At 70.7% G+C, this 19,109-nt stretch carries 19 protein-coding genes; 8 read left to right on the top strand and 11 right to left on the bottom strand.

Going from position 1 to position 19,109, the window contains the following annotated elements; translation table 11 throughout:
* The 4 genes from TR33_RS25425 to TR33_RS25410 all read right to left on the bottom strand — a co-directional run.
* On the bottom strand, positions 1–667 hold a 667-nt coding region (locus TR33_RS25425; RefSeq protein WP_042286002.1), incomplete at its 3' end, for a helix-turn-helix domain-containing protein.
* Positions 668–729: 62 nt separating this feature from the next.
* Positions 730–1,587, bottom strand: coding sequence for a sigma-70 family RNA polymerase sigma factor (locus TR33_RS25420; protein ID WP_017535225.1), 858 nt, complete (start codon positions 1,585–1,587; stop codon positions 730–732).
* A 264-nt stretch (positions 1,588–1,851) separates the two neighbouring features.
* Positions 1,852–2,817, bottom strand: a complete 966-nt coding sequence (locus TR33_RS25415) for a TIGR03557 family F420-dependent LLM class oxidoreductase (protein WP_042286007.1) — start codon at positions 2,815–2,817, stop codon at positions 1,852–1,854.
* 43 nt (positions 2,818–2,860) lie between these two features.
* A complete protein-coding gene (locus TR33_RS25410) occupies positions 2,861–3,880 on the bottom strand; it encodes an SDR family NAD(P)-dependent oxidoreductase (RefSeq protein ID WP_042286000.1) in 1,020 nt (339 codons plus the stop codon).
* A gap of 210 nt (positions 3,881–4,090) precedes the next feature.
* On the opposite strand from TR33_RS25410, the gene TR33_RS25405 reads away from it, so the two are divergent.
* From TR33_RS25405 to TR33_RS25390, 4 genes are all read left to right on the top strand, one after another.
* A complete protein-coding gene (locus TR33_RS25405; RefSeq protein ID WP_042285997.1) occupies positions 4,091–5,383 on the top strand; it encodes an ATP-grasp domain-containing protein in 1,293 nt (430 codons plus the stop codon).
* Positions 5,384–5,399: 16 nt separating this feature from the next.
* Positions 5,400–7,424 (top strand): CocE/NonD family hydrolase, encoded by a 2,025-nt coding sequence (locus TR33_RS25400; RefSeq protein ID WP_017535229.1) that lies wholly within the window; start codon positions 5,400–5,402, stop codon positions 7,422–7,424.
* Positions 7,425–7,534: 110 nt separating this feature from the next.
* On the top strand, positions 7,535–8,845 hold the full coding sequence (locus tag TR33_RS25395) for a cytochrome P450 (protein ID WP_234305963.1): 1,311 nt from the start codon (positions 7,535–7,537) through the stop codon (positions 8,843–8,845).
* Complete coding sequence (locus TR33_RS25390; protein ID WP_014908409.1) at positions 8,842–9,243, top strand: four-helix bundle copper-binding protein; 402 nt, start codon at positions 8,842–8,844, stop codon at positions 9,241–9,243. The genes TR33_RS25395 and TR33_RS25390 overlap by 4 nt, the downstream gene beginning before the upstream one ends.
* A gap of 33 nt (positions 9,244–9,276) precedes the next feature.
* On the opposite strand, the gene TR33_RS25385 is transcribed toward TR33_RS25390, so the two are convergent.
* The 5 genes from TR33_RS25385 to purB all read right to left on the bottom strand — a co-directional run bounded on the left by TR33_RS25385 (position 9,277) and on the right by purB (position 13,500).
* Positions 9,277–10,212 (bottom strand): serine/threonine kinase, encoded by a 936-nt coding sequence (locus TR33_RS25385; protein ID WP_084570339.1) that lies wholly within the window; start codon positions 10,210–10,212, stop codon positions 9,277–9,279.
* A gap of 162 nt (positions 10,213–10,374) precedes the next feature.
* Complete coding sequence (locus TR33_RS25380) at positions 10,375–11,190, bottom strand: ABC transporter ATP-binding protein (protein ID WP_042285995.1); 816 nt, start codon at positions 11,188–11,190, stop codon at positions 10,375–10,377.
* A gap of 66 nt (positions 11,191–11,256) precedes the next feature.
* A complete protein-coding gene (locus TR33_RS25375; protein ID WP_017535232.1) occupies positions 11,257–11,520 on the bottom strand; it encodes a hypothetical protein in 264 nt (87 codons plus the stop codon).
* A gap of 215 nt (positions 11,521–11,735) precedes the next feature.
* A complete protein-coding gene (locus TR33_RS27040) occupies positions 11,736–11,906 on the bottom strand; it encodes a hypothetical protein (RefSeq protein ID WP_199806199.1) in 171 nt (56 codons plus the stop codon).
* 163 nt (positions 11,907–12,069) lie between these two features.
* A complete protein-coding gene (gene purB / locus TR33_RS25370; protein WP_042285993.1) occupies positions 12,070–13,500 on the bottom strand; it encodes an adenylosuccinate lyase in 1,431 nt (476 codons plus the stop codon).
* A gap of 133 nt (positions 13,501–13,633) precedes the next feature.
* Between purB and TR33_RS25365 the strand changes: the two genes are divergently transcribed.
* Positions 13,634–15,007: a sensor histidine kinase gene (locus TR33_RS25365; protein WP_199806198.1), complete on the top strand. Its 1,374-nt coding sequence runs from the start codon at positions 13,634–13,636 to the stop codon at positions 15,005–15,007.
* Positions 15,004–15,663 (top strand): response regulator, encoded by a 660-nt coding sequence (locus TR33_RS25360; RefSeq protein WP_017535236.1) that lies wholly within the window; start codon positions 15,004–15,006, stop codon positions 15,661–15,663. Before TR33_RS25365 ends, TR33_RS25360 begins: the two co-directional genes overlap by 4 nt.
* 16 nt (positions 15,664–15,679) lie before the next feature.
* On the opposite strand, the gene TR33_RS25355 is transcribed toward TR33_RS25360, so the two are convergent.
* The gene (locus TR33_RS25355; protein ID WP_017535237.1) at positions 15,680–16,393 is read right to left on the bottom strand and encodes a nuclear transport factor 2 family protein; all 714 of its coding nucleotides are present in this window, start codon (positions 16,391–16,393) and stop codon (positions 15,680–15,682) included.
* 317 nt (positions 16,394–16,710) lie between these two features.
* Between TR33_RS25355 and TR33_RS25350 the strand changes: the two genes are divergently transcribed.
* Complete coding sequence (locus tag TR33_RS25350; protein ID WP_014908204.1) at positions 16,711–17,664, top strand: oxygenase MpaB family protein; 954 nt, start codon at positions 16,711–16,713, stop codon at positions 17,662–17,664.
* A 44-nt stretch (positions 17,665–17,708) separates the two neighbouring features.
* The gene (locus TR33_RS25345) at positions 17,709–17,930 is read left to right on the top strand and encodes a DUF3099 domain-containing protein (protein WP_014910199.1); all 222 of its coding nucleotides are present in this window, start codon (positions 17,709–17,711) and stop codon (positions 17,928–17,930) included.
* A 21-nt stretch (positions 17,931–17,951) separates the two neighbouring features.
* On the opposite strand, the gene TR33_RS25340 is transcribed toward TR33_RS25345, so the two are convergent.
* Positions 17,952–19,049, bottom strand: coding sequence for a pyridoxal-phosphate-dependent aminotransferase family protein (locus TR33_RS25340; protein ID WP_017535239.1), 1,098 nt, complete (start codon positions 19,047–19,049; stop codon positions 17,952–17,954).
* Between the last annotated feature and the right edge of the window lie 60 nt (positions 19,050–19,109).

The following is a 19,109-nucleotide window of genomic DNA, read 5'->3' as shown; positions in this document are numbered from 1 at the left end:
TGCGTCCGGTGCGCAGCAGCTTGGCCAGGTCGCGGCGCAGTTGGCCGCGGCCCTGGATGTAGAGGGCCTGGTAGATCGTCTCGTGGCTCACACGCATCTCCTGGTCGTCGGGGAAGTCCCGGCGGAGCAGGTGAACGATCTGTTCGGGGCTCCAGCGCTGTTGGAGGCGCTGTTGGACATACTCGCGCAGCCGCGGGTTGGCGTCGAGTTTGCGGGGCTTGGGTCGCCTCCTGCGCTTCTCGGCGCGGGTCTGGGCGGCGTGGGGACCGTACCGGTATTTCTTGGCGGTGGCGTAGTAGGAGCGGTTGCGGCGGACCTCGCGGCCGATCGTGGACGGGGCCCGGCCCAGCTCGGCGGCGATCGAGCGGATCGAGGACTTGGCCTGGAGCATGTCGGCGATCCGCACGCGGTCTTCCTCGTTCAGGAAACGCGAAGAGCCTGGCGAGGACCGTGGCCTCCGGATGGGAGGTACGGCCTTCGCCAGGCTTTTGTGCGGGTGGCGGCCATTGCGCCAGACCTTGCCGGTGCGCCGATTGATCCCGACGATCCGGCAGGCCTCTCTGCTGCTGTAGCCCTGTTCCATGAGCCGGAAGTATTCCTCCCGCTCACGGACGAGCTTTGTCCGGCCCTGGTTGACCGACCGGTCCCGGATCTGGAAGTCGTTCATCGCACCCCTTCAGAGATGGGGTGTTGCAACGACCGTTAGAACCTAAGGAATGGAGGAGGGGGTCATACGCGGGGTCGCCCGGGACGGCCGGCGGGCGGAGGGTCCTCCTCGGTCAACTCTCGACGGAGTCTGCTCAGCGCCCCCGAGAGGAGCCGGGAGACGTGCATCTGGGAACAGCCCACCTCCTCGGCGATACGGTCCTGTTTCCACTCGTCGAAGAAACGGCGCTTCAGGATGTGCCGTTCTCGAGAGGGGAGCCTCCGGAGGGCGGAGCACGCCGACACACGATCGACCACGAGGCCGAGTTCGTGGTCCTCTACACCCAGATACCGGTGCCAGGAGATGGAGGTGTCCTGCCCGTGGGGTTCGGGGCCGTCCAGGGAGAGCGTGTTGTAGGCCTCCGAGACCAGGAGGATCTCTTCGACGTCCTTGACCTCCAGTCCCATCTCCCGGGCGATCTCGGCGTTGGACGGGGTGCGGGCCAGCCGCTGTTCCAGTTCTCTCCGCGCACGTCGCATACGGGGTCGGCGGGATTGGGGGTCCCGGGGGGTGTGGACCGCCCACGTGTGGTCGCGGAAGTGGCGTTTGATCTCCCCGGTGACCGTGGGCAGAAGGTAGGAGATGAAGGCCCCGCCCCGCTCGGGAACGTAGCCGCGAATGGCCTTGGCCAGCCCCAGATGGGCGGTCTGTCGTAGGTCCTCGACGTCCTCGCCCCGACCTCGATAACGGTGGGCGATCCGGTTCAGTAGCGGCCCGTAGTGCGCCATGACGCGCTCACGCAGGCGCACGGCCAGCGGATCCTCCTGATCCAGCTCCATCAACACGGAGAGCAGTTCCTCGGCGGAGGCCTCCGCCGAAGGTTCGCGGGGCGCTTCGCCATCGGAGTCGCGCTCTTCCCTCGTGGGTGCGGTGGCGCTCACTGACGAGTGCATCTGGAGCCTCCCGGTCCATCGGTGTACGAATCGACTCTCGACGGGTCGGTCGACGTGACGTCGCCGGCCGTACGCCCCCGCCGCCGTCCGGTGATGGCGGGGGATGAGGACGGTACGGAGGCGTCGAGAGCGACGATGCCCGGGTTCCAGGGGCGGGAAAACACCGATGTCCGGTTTTGAGCGACTCTTGCTGCCACATTGGCCCCGTCGAGGGCCGCGCGTGGGCACCCGTCGGTAAGGGGGCGCGGCTCTCTAGGAACCGGAGGCGCGGAGCCGGGGCAGGACCTCTCTCGCGTAGAAGTCGAAGAAACCGTCCTGGTCGTCGCCCACCTGGCAGACGTAGACCTCGTCCGCGCCCGCCTCCAGGTAGGGCTCGAACGCGGCGACGTGCTCTTCCGGATCGGGACCGCAGGGAACCTGCTCGGCCACCATCTCCGGGGTGACCAGGCCCGAGGTGAGCTGTTCGAAGTGGCGGGGCGAGGGCAGCAGTTGTGAGGCCTCCCCGACCAGGGCCTCGGTGGGCCAACGCTCGTACGCGGTACGCACCGCCTCCCCCTCGTCCTCGGCCCAGCACACCTTGAGCCCGCCCTGGACCGGGCCCCTGCCGCCCTGCTCTCGAAAGTCCGCGATGGTGTCCGGGGCCGGGGAGACCTGGACCAGGCCGTCCGCGACCCGGGCCGCCAGAGCGGTGGCCTTGGGCCCGAACGCGGACATGTACACCTTCGGCGGCTCCTCGGGGAGCGTGTACAGACGCGCGGTGTCCACGGTGTAGAACTCGCCCCGATGGCTGACCGTGCCGCCCTCCCAGAGACGGCGCATCACCTCGATGGACTCCTCCAACATGGCGAGCCGCCGGGCCGCGTGCGGCCAGGGATCGCCGAGGATGTGCTCGTTGAGCGCCTCACCCGTACCGACGCCCAGAACGAAGCCGGCGTTCGTCATGGCGGCGGCCGTGGCCGCGGCCTGGGCCACGACGGCCGGGTGGATCCGGGTCGTCGGACAGGTGACGGCGGTGGTCACCGGCAGCGAGGTGACCTGTCCGATCGCGCCGACCACCGACCACACGAACGAACTCTGCCCCTGCGAGTCCAGCCAGGGATGATAGTGATCGGAGATCCACAGCGCGTCGAACCCGGCCTCCTCGGCGGCCCGCGCCTGCCGGACCAGCTCCTTCGGTCCGTGCTCCTCGCTCGCGAGGAAGTATCCGAAACGTGTCATGTCGTCCTCCCGGTTCAGGGGTGGTCGATGTTCACCGTGCCGGTCACCGTCGCGCCCCGACACCGCGCGTCTGTCGGGTGCGGGACACCTGATTGAGCCTGTGGGCCGCCCGTTCGTTGAGGAAGGTCACCACGCCCACCGCGCGCCCCTTGAGGCTGCGTGCGGCCTCCGAACCCGGAAGCTCCCGCGGCTCGCTCGGAATGTCGGGCCACACGCGTCCTATCAGGCACATCGACGCTTGGACGAGCCCCGGGGCCAAGCCGTGGGCGGCCATGCCCAGTCGGGCCGCGGGGGTCAGAACGAGGAAGCCCCGGCGCCGCTCGACCGCGTCGGCGATCCGACGCGCGGCCCTCCCGGCGCCCACGCTCAGCAGCGGCAGCCCCGCGAGAAGGGCGAACCACGCGTACTCGCGTTCGGGCGAGCCGTCGAACACCGCCCCCCGATGTGATCCGGTGCGCATCAGCCCCGGCACCACCGTGGTGACGCGCACCCCGGTCCCCGCGCTCTCGGCCGCCAGGGATTCCGACAGGGCCGCCTCCGCGTGCTTGGCCACCGTGTAGGGCATCAGGTGCGGGACGGACAGGTAGGCGCCGATGGAGGTGATGGTCACGATCCTTCCGCCGCTCTCGCGCAGCGGGTCGAACGCGGCGCGGACCAGCCGCAGCGGTCCCAGGAACATGGAGTCCAGGGCCTGCGCGAAGTGCTCCTCGGTCAGGGTCTCCCAGGGGCCCACCCGCATGATCCCCGCGTTGAGCACGAGGACGTCCAAACGGCCGAAGCGGGCGACCACCTCCTCGGGAAGGACCTCGACCTCCTCCGGGACGGTCACGTCGCACACCACCCCCTGGGCGTCGATCCCCTGCGAGGTGAGCTCGGCCACGGCCCGGGTCAGGCGCTCCCGCCCCCGGGCGCAGATCGCCACCGAGGCGCCGCGTGTCCCGAACTCGTGGGCCAGACGTAACCCGAGGCCGCGCGAGCCCCCGGTCACGAGCACGACCTCTCCGTCCATGCGTCGGGATCGTCTCCGCTCGGGCGGAGCCGGGAAGGTCGTCGGACCGCGCATCGCCGTCTCCGTTCGGTCGGGTGGGTGGACGGTGGATGTGGGAGTACGGCTACCCGACGCCCGCGTCGTGGAAACAGCGGGCCGGAGAGGTGCCGAGGTTCGACGGAAAACGCGAGATCGGTACGTATGAGACGCATGTGACCCGGGTAGTCGCGTTGACAGACCCCCTCTCGAACGTCCACGACCACGTGCGAAGGGCGGTGCGAGGCCATGAGGAACGTGTTCGTCATGGGCATGGACGAACGTAACCACGACCTGTTGAGAAGGACCCCGACAGGGAGGGACTGTCGATTCCATCGTCTGCTGAGCATCGAGGAGCTCCAGTTCGGCGAGATCGACGTCGAACGGACCCTCGACGCAGCTCGAAGGGTGCTGGACGACTTCGACGGGCCCGTGGACGCCATCATCGGCTACCGCGACTTCCCCATCACCCTGCTCGTACCGATCCTGTGCGCCGAACGCGGCCTGCCCGGGCCAAACCTGGAGGCGGTCGTCCGTTGCGAGCACAAGTACTGGAGCAGGTTCCTCCAGGCGGAGGTGACCGACGCCCACCCTCCCTTCGCCCTGGTCGACCTGGATCTCGACGACCCCCGGCCGGAGGTGGGGTACCCGCTGTGGATGAAGCCCATCAAGTCGGCCTCCTCCGAACTGGCCTTCCGGGTGGAGGACGACCGGGGCCTGGCCCGCGCGGTCGAGCGCCTGAGAGAGGGGATCGACCGGTTCTCCCGGCCCTTCGAGAGCATCATGGAACGGGTGGATCCGCCCGAGAAGGTCGCCGAGGCCGGGCGGCACCATTGCCTGGCCGAGGGGGCGCTGCACGGGGTCCAGATCGCCGTCGAGGGATACGTGTACCGGGGGAGGGCCGTCGTGTACGCGGTGCTGGACTCCGTCGACTTCCCCGGCACCCCCGTCTTCCTACGGCACCAGTACCCCTCGGCGATGCCGGGGGAGATACGAAGGCGTCTCGTCGACATCGCCGAACAGGTCGTCGAACACCACGGATTGGACTCCACGACGTTCAGCGTCGAGTTCTTCTACGACCCGATCGAGGACCAGGTCGGCATCGTGGAGATCAACCCCAGACATTCCCAGAGCCACACCGCCCTGTTCGAACTCGTGGACGGGGTGGCCAACCACGAACGCATGCTCCGCCTGGCGATGGGGGAGGACCCCGACCTCTCCGACGTCGGGGAGAAGGGATACCCGGTGGCCGCCGAGTGGTACCACCGCCGGTTCCGGGACGGCGTGGTCTCCCGGGTTCCCACCACGGAGGAGGTACGGGCGTTGGAGAGGACCCTGCCCGGCGTGCGGATCCAGATCGTGCCGGAGGCGGGTCGGCGTCTCTCCGACATGTTCGCTCAGGACGGCTACAGCTACGAACTGGCCAAGGTCGTCACCGGGGGCGAGGACGAACTGGAGATCCAGGCCAAGTACGAACGCTGCGTCAAGGCCCTCCGGTTCGAGTTCGAGGACGAGACGGTCCGGGGCGGCGACATCGTGTGACGGGAGGAGGTCCCCTATGCGGTGGGTGGAACGGACACCCCACGAGATCCGGACCGAGGAGTACGTCCGGATCCCCATGTCGGACGGTGTGACCCTGGCCGGACGGCTGTGGCTGCCCCGCGACGCCGAACGCCGGCCCGTACCCGCCGTCCTCGAATACATTCCCTACCGGCGCAGGGATCTGACGGCGGTGCGCGACTCGATGCACCACCCCTATATCGCCGGCCACGGCTACGCCTGCGTACGAGTCGACCTGCGCGGCACCGGGGACTCCGAAGGGGTGCTCACCGACGAGTACCTCGAACGCGAACAGCGGGACGCCGAGGAGGTACTGGCCTGGTTGGCCGAACGCCCCTGGTGTGACGGTTCCACCGCGATGATGGGGCTGTCCTGGGGAGGTTTCGCCGCGCTCCAAGTGGCCGCGCGCCGCCCCGAGAGCCTGCGCGCCATCGCCGCCTCCTCCTTCACCGACGACCGTTACGGCGACGACTTCCACTACATGGGCGGCTGTCTGCTCTCGGACAACCTGGCCGAGTCCGGTACGACCTTCGCCTACGCCACCTGCCCGCCCGACCCCGAGATCGTCGGCCCCGCATGGCGGCGCATGTGGCTGGAACGGTTGGAGGCCAACAGGCCCTGGGTCGTGGAATGGCTACGGCATCAGCGCAGGGACGACTATTGGCGGCACGCGTCCGTGTGTGAGGACTACGGCGATCTCCGCTGTCCGGTCCTGGCCTCCAGCGGTTGGGCGGACGGCTACTCCAACGCCGTACTCCGCCTCTTGGAGCACTCGGACGCTCCGGTCAAGGGGTTGGTGGGCCCGTGGTCGCACCGATATCCGCACATGGGGTACCCCGGCCCGGCGATCGGCTATCTCCAAGAGGTGGTCCGCTGGTTCGACCACTGGACCAAGGGCAGGGACAACGGCGTCGACCGGGAGACCGGACTCTGGGCCTGGATGCAGGAGAGCGTTCCGCCCTCCACCTCCTACGTGGAACGTCCCGGACGTTGGGTCCACGAACCCGGGCGGCCCTCCGCGGGGGTCGAGGACCACGCCCTCTCCCTCTCCGAGTACCGCCTCCTTCCCTTGGAGGAACGGAGGAACATCACGACGCGGACCGTGCGCTCGCCGCTGTCCGTCGGGCAGTTCGCCGGAAAGTGGGCCTCCTACAGCGCCCCGCCCGACCTGCCCTATGACCAGCGGGAGGAGGACGGCGGTTCCCTGGTCTTCGACACCGAACCCCTGGAGGGGCGATTGGAGATCCTGGGCGCGGCCCGAGTGGTCGCCGAGCTCTCCGTGACCGAACCGGTCGCGATGGTCGCGGCCCGCCTGTGCGACGTCGCTCCCGACGGCGCCGCCACCCGGGTGACCTACGGTCTGCTCAACCTGACCCACCGGGAGGGGCACGAACACCCCCGTCCACTGGTGCCGGGGGAGCGCTACCGCGTCGAGATCACCATGAACGGGGTCGCCCAGGTCTTCCCGCCCGGACACCGGATCCGACTCTCCCTGTCGACCTCCTATTGGCCGCTGGCCTGGCCGCCACCGCGGCCGGTCCTGCTCTCGGTCCACCCGGAGGGGAGCTCCCTCGTCCTGCCGGTCCGCCCCGAGAGGGCGGACGGCACCGACGGTCTGGACGGGTTCGGGACGCCCGAGGCGGTTCCGCCGATCCCGAGCACCCGCCGGCGTCCGGGCGACCACCGCTGGTCGGTCCACCGGGACATGGCCACCGACCGCTTCTCCCTGGAGATCCTCAAGGACGGAGGAATCCTGCACTTGGACGACATCGACCTCGACATGACCAGGAAGGCCCACGAGGTCTACGAGGCGGTGGGGGAGGACCACACGTCGGTGAGCGGGCGCACCGCGTGGACGATGCGCTTCTCCAGAGGGGGCTGGCACACCAGGACCGAGACGTGCACGGTCCTGGACTGCACCGAGGACGAGTTCAGGGTCCACGCCACCCTCGACGCCTACGAGTCGGGGGAGCGGATCTTCTCACGGGAGTGGACCGAGCACATCCCCCGGGACCACGTATGAGCCGGCGCGTGGACGAGGGACGACCGGAGCCGCGAAGGGCGGAGGAGAGCATGGGCGGAGAACGACGCCGAAGCACGAGGGGCACGACCCCGGCCGAGACCGCGAGGGTCGTGACGTCCGTGCTCGCGCCCACGGTGGCCCGCGGCGTCATCGTGCGCCGACCCGTGGGCGAGGCCCTCGTCTCCGCGCTCGACCTCGATCGCGGCCTCGTCTCCACCCTGCGCTCCCTGAGAGAACGGTACGGGGACGACCCGCTTCCCCTGGATCACCTGGGCCGCAGCGCGGCCCTGGTCCTGAACCCGGAGGACGTGCGCACCCTGCTCCGCGGTACCCCGGACCCGTTCTCGCCCGGAGGGGCGGAGAAACGGGGCGCGCTCTCCCACTTCCAACCCCATGGCGCCCTCATCTCCCGAGGAGGGCCCCGAGCCCTGAGACGGGAGGCCAACGAAGAGGCCCTGGCCCTGGGACGGGCGGTCCACCCCGACGCCGACGCCATCGCCGGACACGCGGAGGAGGAGGCCCGAACCCTGGTGGCGGCGCTGCGCGGGGCCCGAGGCGCGGGCTCCGAGCTGGACTGGTCGCGCTTTTCCCAAAGCTTCGACGCCCTGGCGCGCAGGGTGGTCTTCGGCGCCTTCGCCGCCGAGGATCGGCGCACCACCGGACTCCTCAAGACGTTGAGGTCACGGGCCAACTGGTCGTACCTGGCCCCGGTGTCGGAGCGGACCAGACGGACCTTCCTGGACCGGGTCCGTGAGAACGTCGATCGGGCCGCCACCGACTCCCTCGCCGCCCGCCTGGGCCGCCCCGGCTCAGAGGAGCACCCCGAGGATCAGGTGGCCCATTGGCTGTTCGCCTTCGACGCCGCGGCCGTCGCCACCTACCGCGCGTTGGCCCTGCTGACCTGTGCCGGACCGGCCGCCGACGCCGCGCGCGACGAGGGACTCACCGAGACGGGGAACGACCTCCCCCTGCTGCGCGCCACCCTGCGCGAGTCGGTCCGCCTGTGGCCCACCACCCTCGTGGTGATCAGAGAGAGCACCAGGGAGACGACCTGGCGCGAGGGGACCTTCCCCGAGGGCACGGCCTTCCTGATGATGAGCTCCTACTTCCACCGGGATTCCGCTCGCACGCCCTACGCGGACACGTTCGACCCCGAGATCTGGCGGGACGGCCGGGCCGAACGCGACCCCGGGATCCTCCCCTTCGGTTACGGCCCCGCAGGCTGTCCGGGGCGCGACCTGGTGCCGCTGACGGTCTCCCTCTTCCTGCGCTCGCTGATCCGGAACGGCCCGCCGCGCAGGGCGGACGACGGGCCGCCCCTGCGCTACCGGGGGCTCCCCGCCTCCCTCGACCACTTCGCCCTGCGCTTCTCCTATCCGGACGTGTCCATGAAGAACGAGACGGGAGGTATCGCCCCATGAGCGTCATCGGAAGGATGCTGTACGCCCACCCGGACGACCCCGAGGGCGTGGGAGGGAAGGTGAGCGCCGCGGTGGAGGCCGCCGACGACTGCGCCCATGTCTGCGTGGTGTGCGCCGACGCCTGTATGCGCGAGGAGGACGCGGCCGACCTGATCTCCTGCGCCCGATCCGATCTGGACTGCGCCGACCTGTGCGAGGCCACCACCCGGATCCTGGTCCGGCGTACCGCGGAGGAGGACGGCTTCGTCTCGGCGGTCCTGGAGGCCTGCGCCCAGGCCTGTGACCGGTGCGCCGACGAATGCGAACGGCACGCCGCCGCGCACGAGCACTGTCGTCTCTGCGCGGAGGCGTGCCGCCGGTGCGCCACGGCCTGCCGGGAACTGCTCGCCGTTCTGTGAGGCTGCTCCGTTCCGGCCCCGAGGGCTCTCGGGTCAGGCGGAACGCCAGCGGAACCGGGAGTCCTCGGCGGTGGTGGTGCACTGCATGAGCGTCCCGTTGTTCGTCCGGCCGAACTGCCAGTGCTGCGAGCAGAAGGACCCGGGGTGGACGCCCTCCACCGGGGCGGGCTCGGGCGCGGGTTCCGGATCCGGCGCGGGCGCCGGAGCGGGGGCGCTCTCCGGGGTGCTCTCGGGGGCCGGCGCGGGCTCGGGCACGGACTCGGGGGTGGGCTCGGGCTCCGGTTCCGGCTCGGGACTCGGGTCGCCGACCCGCGCCGGGCACTCCTGCCCGGAGGAGACCACGAACAGTTCCACTTCGAGCCCGTCGTCGAACGGGGCGGTCTTCTCGCCCTCGTCCGGACGTTGCGCGCACACGGAGAGATCGGCGGCGTCGGTCGCCGGTGCGTCGACGTCGCCGAAGGCGCTCTCGACCACGACGGTCAGGCCCAGGGACTCGAACCGTTCACGGGCATCGGAGAGGTCCTGCCCCTCGGAGGAGGGGAGGGCGGGCCACTCCTGAGGGTCGGTGTCCTCCTCGGGGCAGTCGACCCCCTCCGGGGCCAGACCCAGGACGGCGGTGTCGTCGGCGACGTCCTGCGCGCAGACCACCATGGCGGAACGGGTCCACTCGACCTCGTCACCGGAGGCGACGAGCTCCGGCTCGCCCAGGTCGAGGTCGGCCTCCTCCAGAAGCTCCTCGGCCTCCGGCAGGGACAGCCCGACCAGCTCGGGCACGACCTCCTCCACGGGGGAGGGTTCGGCCGCCGATCCCTCCGGGGTGGAGACGAGCATGCCGAGCAGGATCAGCCCGACGAGGCCGATCAGGGCCAGGACGGCGCAGCCGCCGCAGCCCACGCCGACCTTGGCGGCCGTGGACATCTTCCGTGCGGGTGCTCCGGGCGTATGCGGGGGGTGTCGGGGGATGGACATGGGGCTCCGTCTTTCACGAGCGTACGGAGGCGGAGCGGGCGCCAGGGGTGGGAGACCGCCCTGAACAGGGCGATCTCCTCGAGGCTAGCCGACACAAAGGGCATAACGGTCCGGAACGGAAAAAATCCACCTGAACCGGCCCGAGACGCGGTGCCCCTCGGCTCAGGCCGCGCCCGCACCCTCCAGACGGCGACCGCGCAGCGAACGGGCGTTCCACCGGCCTCCCACGCGCTCGACGCCGATCGGATACCCGAAGGCCCGCGTGATCGTCTCGGTCGTCACCGACTCCTCGACCGGACCGGAGGCCACCACCGCGCCGCCGGAGACGAGCAGCGCGTGGGTCGTCGTCTCGGGGAGCTCCTCCAGATGGTGGGTGACCAGGACCGACGTCGTCTCCGCGGGACCGACCGAAAGATCGTCGAGGGTCTCCAGGAGCCGCTCGCGGGCTGCCAGGTCCAGACCGGTCGTCGGTTCATCGAGGAGCAGCAGACGCGGCTCGGCGATGAGGGCGCGCGCGATCAGGGCCCGGCCCCGCTCACCCTGGGACAGCGTCGGCCACCGCGCGAGGAGACACTCGGACAGACCCACCTCGCGGATCAGCTCCTCCGCCCTCTCCCGTTGTTCGGGGGTGGGGCTCCACCGGGGCGGCGTCTCGATGGTGCCGGTGATCCCGGTGAGCACCAGCTCCAGCACCGTGAGCGCCGATTCGAGCGGATGCCTCGGGTTCACATGGCCGATCTCGCGCCGCAACTCCTGGACGTCGACACGGCCCAGACGGTGCCCCAGCACGTGGACCGTGCCGGAGGTGGGGTGGGTCCGCGCCCCGCAGAACCCGAGGATCGTGCTCTTGCCCGCGCCGTTGGGGCCCAGGAGCGCCCAGCGCTCACCGGCGTGGACGGTCATGTCGACGCCGTGGAGGATCTCTCGACCCTCCCGGCGGAACGTCACGCCCCGGAGTTCGAGGACGGGGGTGGGCATACGGCTCTCCTTCGGCTGTGGGTCGGCGATGTCGGGCGACCGGTCACGGCCGGCGGACCCTTGTGCTCAGGGCGGGTCGGGGTCCGCCGGGGAGGCGGTGTGGAGGTGGAGCCGGTCGATCCGTCCGACCTGGACGATGGTGCCGCGCCCATCTCCGTGGATCTCGTTCACGACGCTCATGGGCGCCCGTGGCGAGACGTTCCGGGCGTGGAGCCCCGGCCATCGTCGGCCGGCCTTGTGGGCCAGGATCCGGACGAGGAGGTCAGCGATCCCCAGCGCGACCCGGCACAGGAACAGCCCCGCGGCGATGGCCGCGAGGAACCCGAACACGAGCGGTGGGTCGATCGAGGCGAGGAGGTTCCGGGCAGGCTCGGTCGCGGATGGAGACCCCGATAAGAGGGTTCATGGCGATGAGCGTCGTTGCCGTGATCCTCGTGCCCGCCTTTCCGACCGCCCGACGGCGGTCCCGACCAGCCTACAACCGACCCCCCGCCCCCGCCACCCTCCCGAGCCCGCCCCGTGGGGGCGTTCGTCGGGGGTCGGGGCTAGGAGGGGTGGGAGCCGTTGGGGGAGGGGGTCCGGTCCGAGCGGGCGGCGCGGTCCTCGCGGCGGCGCATGGCCATGTCGGACAGGGCGGCCACTCCGAAGGCGAAGACCATCGCCGTGATCACGCCGAGGGCGGTGAGGGCGGTGTCGAAGGAGGAGGGGTCGATCATGGGGGCTCCTGTCGGAAGACGGTCCGGCACCCCGATCGTAATAGGTGTTAACTTTCAAACCTAGCGTTAACTCTCGTGAGCCGGCTCATACACGGCCGGCCCACCCGGCATACGAAGGGGCCCGTGGTCGTCTCCGACCACGGGCCCCTCGCGAAACGCGGTGCTACAGGATGGAGCCCGGCTTGTAGGCGGCGGCCTCGGGATGGGCGGCCACGACGGCGTCCACGCGGGCCACGACCTCGGCGACCTGGTCGGCGGCGGCACCGGTGAAGGTGATCCGGTCGGCCAGCAGGGCGTCCAGGGCGGCGCGGTCCAAGGGGAAGCGCTCGTCGGCGGCCAGCCGGTCCAGCAGGAGGTTGTCCGCGCCCTCCTGACGCATCGCCAAGGCGGAGGCCACGGCGTGCTCCTTGATGAGCTCGTGCGCGGTCTCACGGCCCACGCCGGCGCGCACGGCCGCCATCAGCATCTTGGTGGTGGCCAGGAACGGCAGGTAGCGGTCCAGCTCGGCGGAGATCACCGCGGGGAAGGCGCCGAACTCGTCCAGGACGGTCAGCATGGTCTCGATCAGGCCGTCGAAGGCGAAGAAGGCGTCCGGCAGCGCGACCCGGCGCACCACCGAGCACGACACGTCGCCCTCGTTCCACTGGTCGCCCGCCAGCTCGCCGGCCATGGAGGCGTAGCCGCGCAGGATCACGGTGAGACCGTTGACCCGCTCACAGGAGCGCGTGTTCATCTTGTGCGGCATGGCCGAGGAGCCCACCTGGCCCTCGGCGAAGCCCTCGGTGACCAGCTCGTGTCCGGCCATCAGGCGGATCGTCTTGGCCAGCGAGGAGGGGCCCGCGGCGAGCTGCACCAGCGTCGTGAGCACCTCGAAGTCCAGCGAGCGCGGGTAGACCTGGCCCACGCTGGTGAACCGCCGCTCGAAGCCCAGGTGGGCGGCGACCTCGTTCTCCAGGGTGGTCAGCGCCTCGCGGTCGCCGCCGAGCAGGTCCAGCATGTCCTGGGCGGTGCCGACCGGACCCTTGATCCCGCGCAGCGGGTAGCGGGCGATCAGCTCCTCCAGCCGTCCGTAGGCGACCAGCACCTCGTCGGCGATCGACGCGAACCGCTTGCCCAGCGTGGTGGCCTGCGCGGCCACGTTGTGGGAGCGGCCCGCCATCACGGTCTCGCCGTACTCGGCGGACAGCCGGCCCAGTCGGGCCAGCAGCGCCACGACGCGGTCGCGCGCCAGAAGGAGGCTGTCGCGGACCTGGAGCTGTTCGACGTTCTCGGTCAGGTCGCGCGAGGTCATGCCCTTGTGCACGTGCTCGTGCCCGGCGAGGGCGTTGAACTCCTCGATGCGCGCCTTGACGTCGTGGCGGGTGATCCGCTCACGTTCGGCGATGGAGGCCGGGTCGACCTGCTCCAGGACCTTCTCGTAGTCCTCGACCACACCGGCCGGGACCTTTACGCCCAGACGCGCCTGGGCGCGCAGTACGGCCAGCCACAGGCGCCGTTCGGCGACCACCTTGTACTCGGGGGACCACAGCCGGGTCAGCTCCGCGGAAGCGTAGCGGGCGGCCAGGACATCGGGGATGACGGGTTTCGCGCTCACGTCAGCTCACCCTACCGTTCTGAACTGCGGGTCCGGTGCCCCACCCGTCCACTCGGGGTAGGGCGCTCCCCACCCCGGATCGGTGGGACCTACGGATGTCCCCGGGCGGGGCCCGAGCCCTAGCTTGGAGGTCATGAACACGCGTATCGGCTCCGGCGCCCGGCCGGACACCCTGCTGCGGGCGATGACCGGCCCGCGCTACCTGGTCACGGGATGGGCCTGGCGGGCCCTGGCCTACACCCTCACCACCCTGATGGTGGGTGGTGTCCTGTTGCTGGTCGCCGCGCCGATCTACGCGCCATGGGCGATCTTCGTCTCGATGATCGGCCGCGACACCTCCGTCGCCGGCTACATGGTCTTCACCTTCGTGGCGGGGGTGGCGATGGTCCTCTTCTTCGCCCCGCTGGTCGCGATCCCGTTGGGGGCCCTGGAACGGCGCCGCCTCCGGCTGGTCCTGCCCGGCCCCGCCGGCAGCGGCCATCGGACCCCGCCGCCCGGCCTGTGGGGGTGGGTCCGTACCCGCTACACCGAGGCGTCCACGTGGCGGGAGGTCGCCTATGCGGGGGTGATGGCGGTCGGGTTCGGTCTGGCCCTGGTCCTGGTCGGCTCCCTGACCACTCTGACCCTGGTCCTGGCGGCGAGCCCGCTCATCCTCGCCTCTGACGGGGAGGAGTACGTCAGCATGGGATGGACGGTGCTGACCAGCCCGGCCGAGGCCGTCCCCTACGCTCTGCTCTCTCCACTGGTGCTGATCCTGCTCGTGTACTGCTGTGGAGCCCTCTCCTACGGGCACGGAGTGGTGGCCCGCGCACTCCTGGTGGGCCCGCCCAAGGAGGAGCTCTACGCCGAACTGGACCAGGTCACCGAGTCGCGGGCGCGTCTGGCCAACGCCTTCGAGTACGAGCGTCGCCGGATCGAACGCGATCTGCACGACGGGGCCCAGCAGCGTCTGGTGGCGCTGAGCATGGACCTGGGCATGGCCCGGGTCGATCTGGAGGAGGGTTCGCCCGCCGATCTGCGTGTGGCGGCGGCCCAGGTCAAGGTGGACGACCTCATCGACGAACTGCGCGAGCTGGTGCGCGGGATCCATCCGCGGGTCCTGTCCGACCGGGGTCTTCCCGCCGCCTTGGCCGAGTTGGCCGATCACACCCCGGTCCCGGTCTCCCTCGCGACCGATCTGCCCCGGCGCCCGCCCGCGCATGTGGAGGGCACCGCCTACTTCGTCGTCGCCGAGGCGCTCACCAACGTCTACAAGCACGCCGGGGGAGAGGCCGTCACCGTCCACGCCGAACTGCGCGGGGACCCCCGAGGGGAGACGCTCGTGGTGGAGGTGACCGATCAGGGGCCCGGGGGCGCCGACCCCGCGCGGGGCAGCGGCCTCACGGGGATGGCGGACCGGGTCGCGGTCATGGGCGGCACAATGGATCTGTCGAGTCCCGTGGGTGGGCCGACCCGGATCCGAGTGGAGCTGCCGTGTACGAACGATCGCCCCGAGGCGGCGAAGTGACCCCCGTTCCGACCGTGCTCGCCGAGGACGGGGTGCTGCTCCGCGAGGGGCTGGTGGGGGTGCTGGAGCGCTTCGGCTTCCCGGTGGTGGCCGCGGTCGGCGACGCCGAGGAGCTGGTCGAGGCGGTGGCCGAGCATCGGCCGGGGCTCGTGGTGACCGACATCAGGATGCCGCCGGACTTCAGCGACGAGGGGTTGCGGGCCGCCGTGCGGCTGCGCCGTGAGCATCCGGATCTGGCGGTGGTGGCCCTCAGCCAGTACGTGGAGCTGAGTTACGCCACCGACCTGCTGGACTCCGGGGACGGCAAGGGCGTGGGCTATCTGCTCAAGCAGCGGGTGGGGGACGTGCGGGAGTTCGCCTCGGTACTGCGCAACGTCGTCGAGGGGGCGACCTTCGTCGACCCCGAGGTGGTCCGTCAGCTGCTGCGCCGCAGCGCCGACCCGCTCCAGAGGCTCACCGCCCGGGAGCGACAGGTGCTCGAACTCATGGCCGAGGGGCATTCCAACAGCGCCATCGCCCGCAGGCTGGTGGTCGGGGACGCGGCCGTGGGCAAGCACGTCGGCAACATCCTGGCCAAGCTCGACCTGCCGCCCGACGACGGCGTGCACCGCCGGGTCCAGGCGGTCCTGGCCTATCTGCGGGGCCAGGCCGGCTGAACCCGGACGTGGACGCTCAGCCGTCCATGGAGCGGTCCAGGACGACCACGGTCTCGTCGCCCACGACCCAGGCGTCGTGCCCGGGCGGGACGAACGCCACCTGGCCGGCCTTCAGCTCGCGCTCGACACCGTCGGAGGTACGGAACCTCATGGTGCCCTGCATGAGCGTGAGCGAGTGGGTGAGCATGCACAGGTCGGTCCCGATGTCGGGACGCAGGTGCTCGCTCCAGCGCCACCCCGGTTCCAGGGTGAGACGGTTGATGTTCTGGCCGCCCAGGTGCACCACCTCGGAGTGCCCGTGATCGAACTCCATGCGCTCGTCGGAGGCGTCGAAGTCGCCGACGCGCACGGATTCGGGGGACTCCTCGTCCCAGGCCTGCACCATGGACTGGTGGACGATCTCGCCGTCGGACAGGTCCAGCATGGAGATGCTCTTGACGGTGAGGCCGTCCGGGTAGGTGCAGCGCTCGGTGTAGGCGGCGTGGTCGCCGTCCGTCACGTAGTCCAGGACCTCGTGGTCCAGGTCCATCGAGTAGACCTCGCGGATGAAGTCCTCGATGGAGTCGCGCCCCTGGATGACGGTGGGGGCGCTGGGCGGGGTGCGGCGGTCCACGGTCTCCATGTCCGCGTCGTCGGCGAACCTGCTGACGAGGGCTCGTACGTCGCCCTCCTCCACGGCCCGACGGAATGCCTCGATGTCGAATCGGGTGCCGCTGGTCGTGTCCGCCATGGGGAAGACCCCCTTCCGGAGGAACGGTAGGCACGCTCCACTTGTGGGTGCCTCTCCTTCCAGCGTCCTCCCGACCCTGCCCCGTTTCGATCAATCTCCGGTCATGTCAGGGTTTGCCCGGCCGGTGAAGGGGGAGCGGCAGGGCCTACGAGGCCGAAGATCGAACCGGGCTCGGTCGTGACGTTCGAAGTGTCCCCGTCATGGGAAATATCCCCTTCCGTCGGACGCCTTCGGAAGGCGCCGCCGTGCCGGGCGCGCCCCGTCCGCGGGCCCGGCTCCGGAGCACCCCCCCGCCTGAACCCGGAGGAGAGAACAGGATGCAGCCGACGGTCGCACCCCCCGAAAGCGTCACCTGGCGTATCCACCTCGATCGCTCCATGTGGGTGGCGGGGGTGCGGGCGCTCATGCTCCAGGCCCTGCACCCGATCGCGATGCAGGGGGTGTGGCAGCGTTCGGACTTTCGTTCCGATCCCACCGGCCGTCTCCTGCGCACCGCGCACTTCGTCGCGGTCACCACCTATGGGAGCCCCGACGAGGCCGACGCGTTGGGCGCGCGTATCCGTCGCGTCCACCGGGCCCTGACCTTCACCGATCCCGGGACCGGGCGTCGTCACCGGGCCGATCAGCGCGATCTCCTGGTGTGGGTGCACTGCGCGGAGGTCTGTTCCTATCTGGAGACCACCCGGCGGGCCGGGCTGCGGTTGAGCGAGGAGGACATGGACCGCTACCTGGACGAACAGTCCCGGACCGCCGGCTACGTGGGTCTGTCCCGTGACGACGTGCCGCGCGACCTGGCCGGGATGCGCCGTTATCTGGCCATGGTGCGCCCCACCCTGCGGGTCACCCCCGAGGCCCGAAAGGTGGTCCGTTTCCTGCTGTGGCCCGATCTTCCCGAACGGCTGGCCTGGGCGGCCCCGCTCAAACCGCTGTGGTTCCCGGTGGGCGCGATGGCGTACACGACCCTGCCGGACTGGGCGCGCCGTGCCTACGGGGTGCTGCCCGAGACCCCCGGGGCCCGCGCGGCGGCCACGGCGGGGCTGCGGATGCTGCGTTCGGGGCTGGACCGGGTGCCCGAGCGCTACTACAACCTGCTCTTGGACGAGGCCACCGTGCGCAGCGCCAAGGACGCCGAACGCCGTCTGCTGGAGGCCGGCTACCGGAAGAGGGACACGGCCAGGGCTCTGCGTTCGTTCGCCCGCTCGAGGACACGCCCTCCGACCGTCGCCGCGGCGCCCCGAACGCGCTCGACCGTCCCCGAACCGGCGGGATAGCCTGGAAGAAGGGACGACCACACCAACGGGAGACCGGAGGTGACATGGTCAAACGCAGGAAGGTCCAGTACGCCCTCGTCATGGGGCTGTGCCTGGTGCTGTTCGCCGGATCCGCCCCCGTGTACTACCTGTTCGGCACGGGGTGGGCGGTGGCGATGTGCGTGATCGCGATGTTCCTGCCGCCGATCGCGGTGACCCTGGGCAACATCTCCGACCCGGACGATCCGCGCGACCACGACAACAGGTACGGGCCCAACGCCGAGTAGGCGGTCGGGCCCGTAACCGGTTCAGCGCTCCAGGACGCGGCGCAGGGCGGCCAGCACCAGCTCGGCCCGGTCCAGGCGCGCGTTGTGCCCCATCAGACCGATCCGCCAGATCGACGCCGCGTAGGGGCCCACGCCCGCGCCGATCTCCAGACCGAACTCGCGCAGCAGCCGCTCACGGACCTTGGCCGAGTCGACGTCCTCGGGGACGCGCACCGACGTCAACTGGGAGAGACGGTGGCCCTCCTCCGCGAACAGCTCCAGGCCCATCTCCGTCAGCCCCTCGCGCAGCCGCGCGCCGGCCTCCTCGTGACGGGCCGCCACCGCCTCGGGGCCCTCCTCCTCGATCCGGCCCAGGGCCGCGTCGAGGGAGGCGACCATCGCGGTCGGGGCGGTGTGGTGGTAGGCGCGACCACCGGGACCGCCGCGCACGTAGGCGCCCAGCAGCCCCAGGTCCACGTACCAGACCGGCGGGGACTGCACCCGGCGCTCCCAGGCGCGCTCGGAGAAGGTGAAGGGGGCCAGACCCGGGGCCACGCCCAGACACTTCTGGGTGCCCGAGTAGGCGATGTCGACCCGCCAGGCGTCCAGCTCCATGGGCATGCCGCCCAGGGAGGTCACGCAGTCCACGAGCAGCAGGGTGTCGTCGGAACGCTCGCGCAGGGCCCGGCCCAGCGCGCCGATGTCGCTGACCACGCCGGTGGAGGTCTCGGCGTGCACCGCGGCCACGATCGCGGGGGAGGGGTGGGCGGCCAGTACGCGCTCCACGTCGACGGGACGACCCCACTCGTGGTCCACCCGGATCACGTGGGCCCCATAGCGACCGGCGACCTCGCACATGCGCTCACCGAACAGGCCGTTGACCGCGACGACCACCACGTCGCCGTCGCGCACGGTGTTGGCGAAGGCGGTCTCCATCCCCAGGGAACCGGTTCCCGACAGGGGCAGTGTGAGCGGGTTCTCGGTCCCCCACAGGGAACGGAGGCGATCACAGGTGCGTTCCAGCAGAGCGAGGAACTCCGGGTCCAGGTGGCCCAGCAGCGGGGCGGCCAGGCCCAGGGTCGCCTCGGGGTAGGGGTTGCTCGGCCCCGGTCCCAGAAGGATGCGTTCGGTGACTGACATGGGCACACCCTAGGAGACCTCTCCGACCAGGGAGAAATCGGGGTCCGGTCGCGGCCTCCG

Origin of the sequence: Nocardiopsis alba (assembly GCF_000710955.1) — a bacterium.
Lineage (GTDB): Bacteria > Actinomycetota > Actinomycetes > Streptosporangiales > Streptosporangiaceae > Nocardiopsis > Nocardiopsis alba.
This window is presented reverse-complemented; position numbering and strand designations above follow the sequence as displayed.

Coding starts and splice junctions, on each gene's coding strand:
- TR33_RS25415 (WP_042286007.1), bottom strand. CDS start 2,817: ATGACACGTTTCGGATACTTCCTCGCGAGCGAGGAGCACGGACCGAAG.
- TR33_RS25410 (WP_042286000.1), bottom strand. CDS start 3,880: ATGCGCGGTCCGACGACCTTCCCGGCTCCGCCCGAGCGGAGACGATCC.
- TR33_RS25405 (WP_042285997.1), top strand. CDS start 4,091: ATGAGGAACGTGTTCGTCATGGGCATGGACGAACGTAACCACGACCTG.
- TR33_RS25400 (WP_017535229.1), top strand. CDS start 5,400: ATGCGGTGGGTGGAACGGACACCCCACGAGATCCGGACCGAGGAGTAC.
- TR33_RS25390 (WP_014908409.1), top strand. CDS start 8,842: ATGAGCGTCATCGGAAGGATGCTGTACGCCCACCCGGACGACCCCGAG.
- TR33_RS25385 (WP_084570339.1), bottom strand. CDS start 10,212: ATGTCCATCCCCCGACACCCCCCGCATACGCCCGGAGCACCCGCACGG.
- TR33_RS25380 (WP_042285995.1), bottom strand. CDS start 11,190: ATGCCCACCCCCGTCCTCGAACTCCGGGGCGTGACGTTCCGCCGGGAG.
- TR33_RS27040 (WP_199806199.1), bottom strand. CDS start 11,906: ATGATCGACCCCTCCTCCTTCGACACCGCCCTCACCGCCCTCGGCGTG.
- TR33_RS25365 (WP_199806198.1), top strand. CDS start 13,634: ATGAACACGCGTATCGGCTCCGGCGCCCGGCCGGACACCCTGCTGCGG.
- TR33_RS25355 (WP_017535237.1), bottom strand. CDS start 16,393: ATGGCGGACACGACCAGCGGCACCCGATTCGACATCGAGGCATTCCGT.
- TR33_RS25350 (WP_014908204.1), top strand. CDS start 16,711: ATGCAGCCGACGGTCGCACCCCCCGAAAGCGTCACCTGGCGTATCCAC.
- TR33_RS25345 (WP_014910199.1), top strand. CDS start 17,709: ATGGTCAAACGCAGGAAGGTCCAGTACGCCCTCGTCATGGGGCTGTGC.
- TR33_RS25340 (WP_017535239.1), bottom strand. CDS start 19,049: ATGTCAGTCACCGAACGCATCCTTCTGGGACCGGGGCCGAGCAACCCC.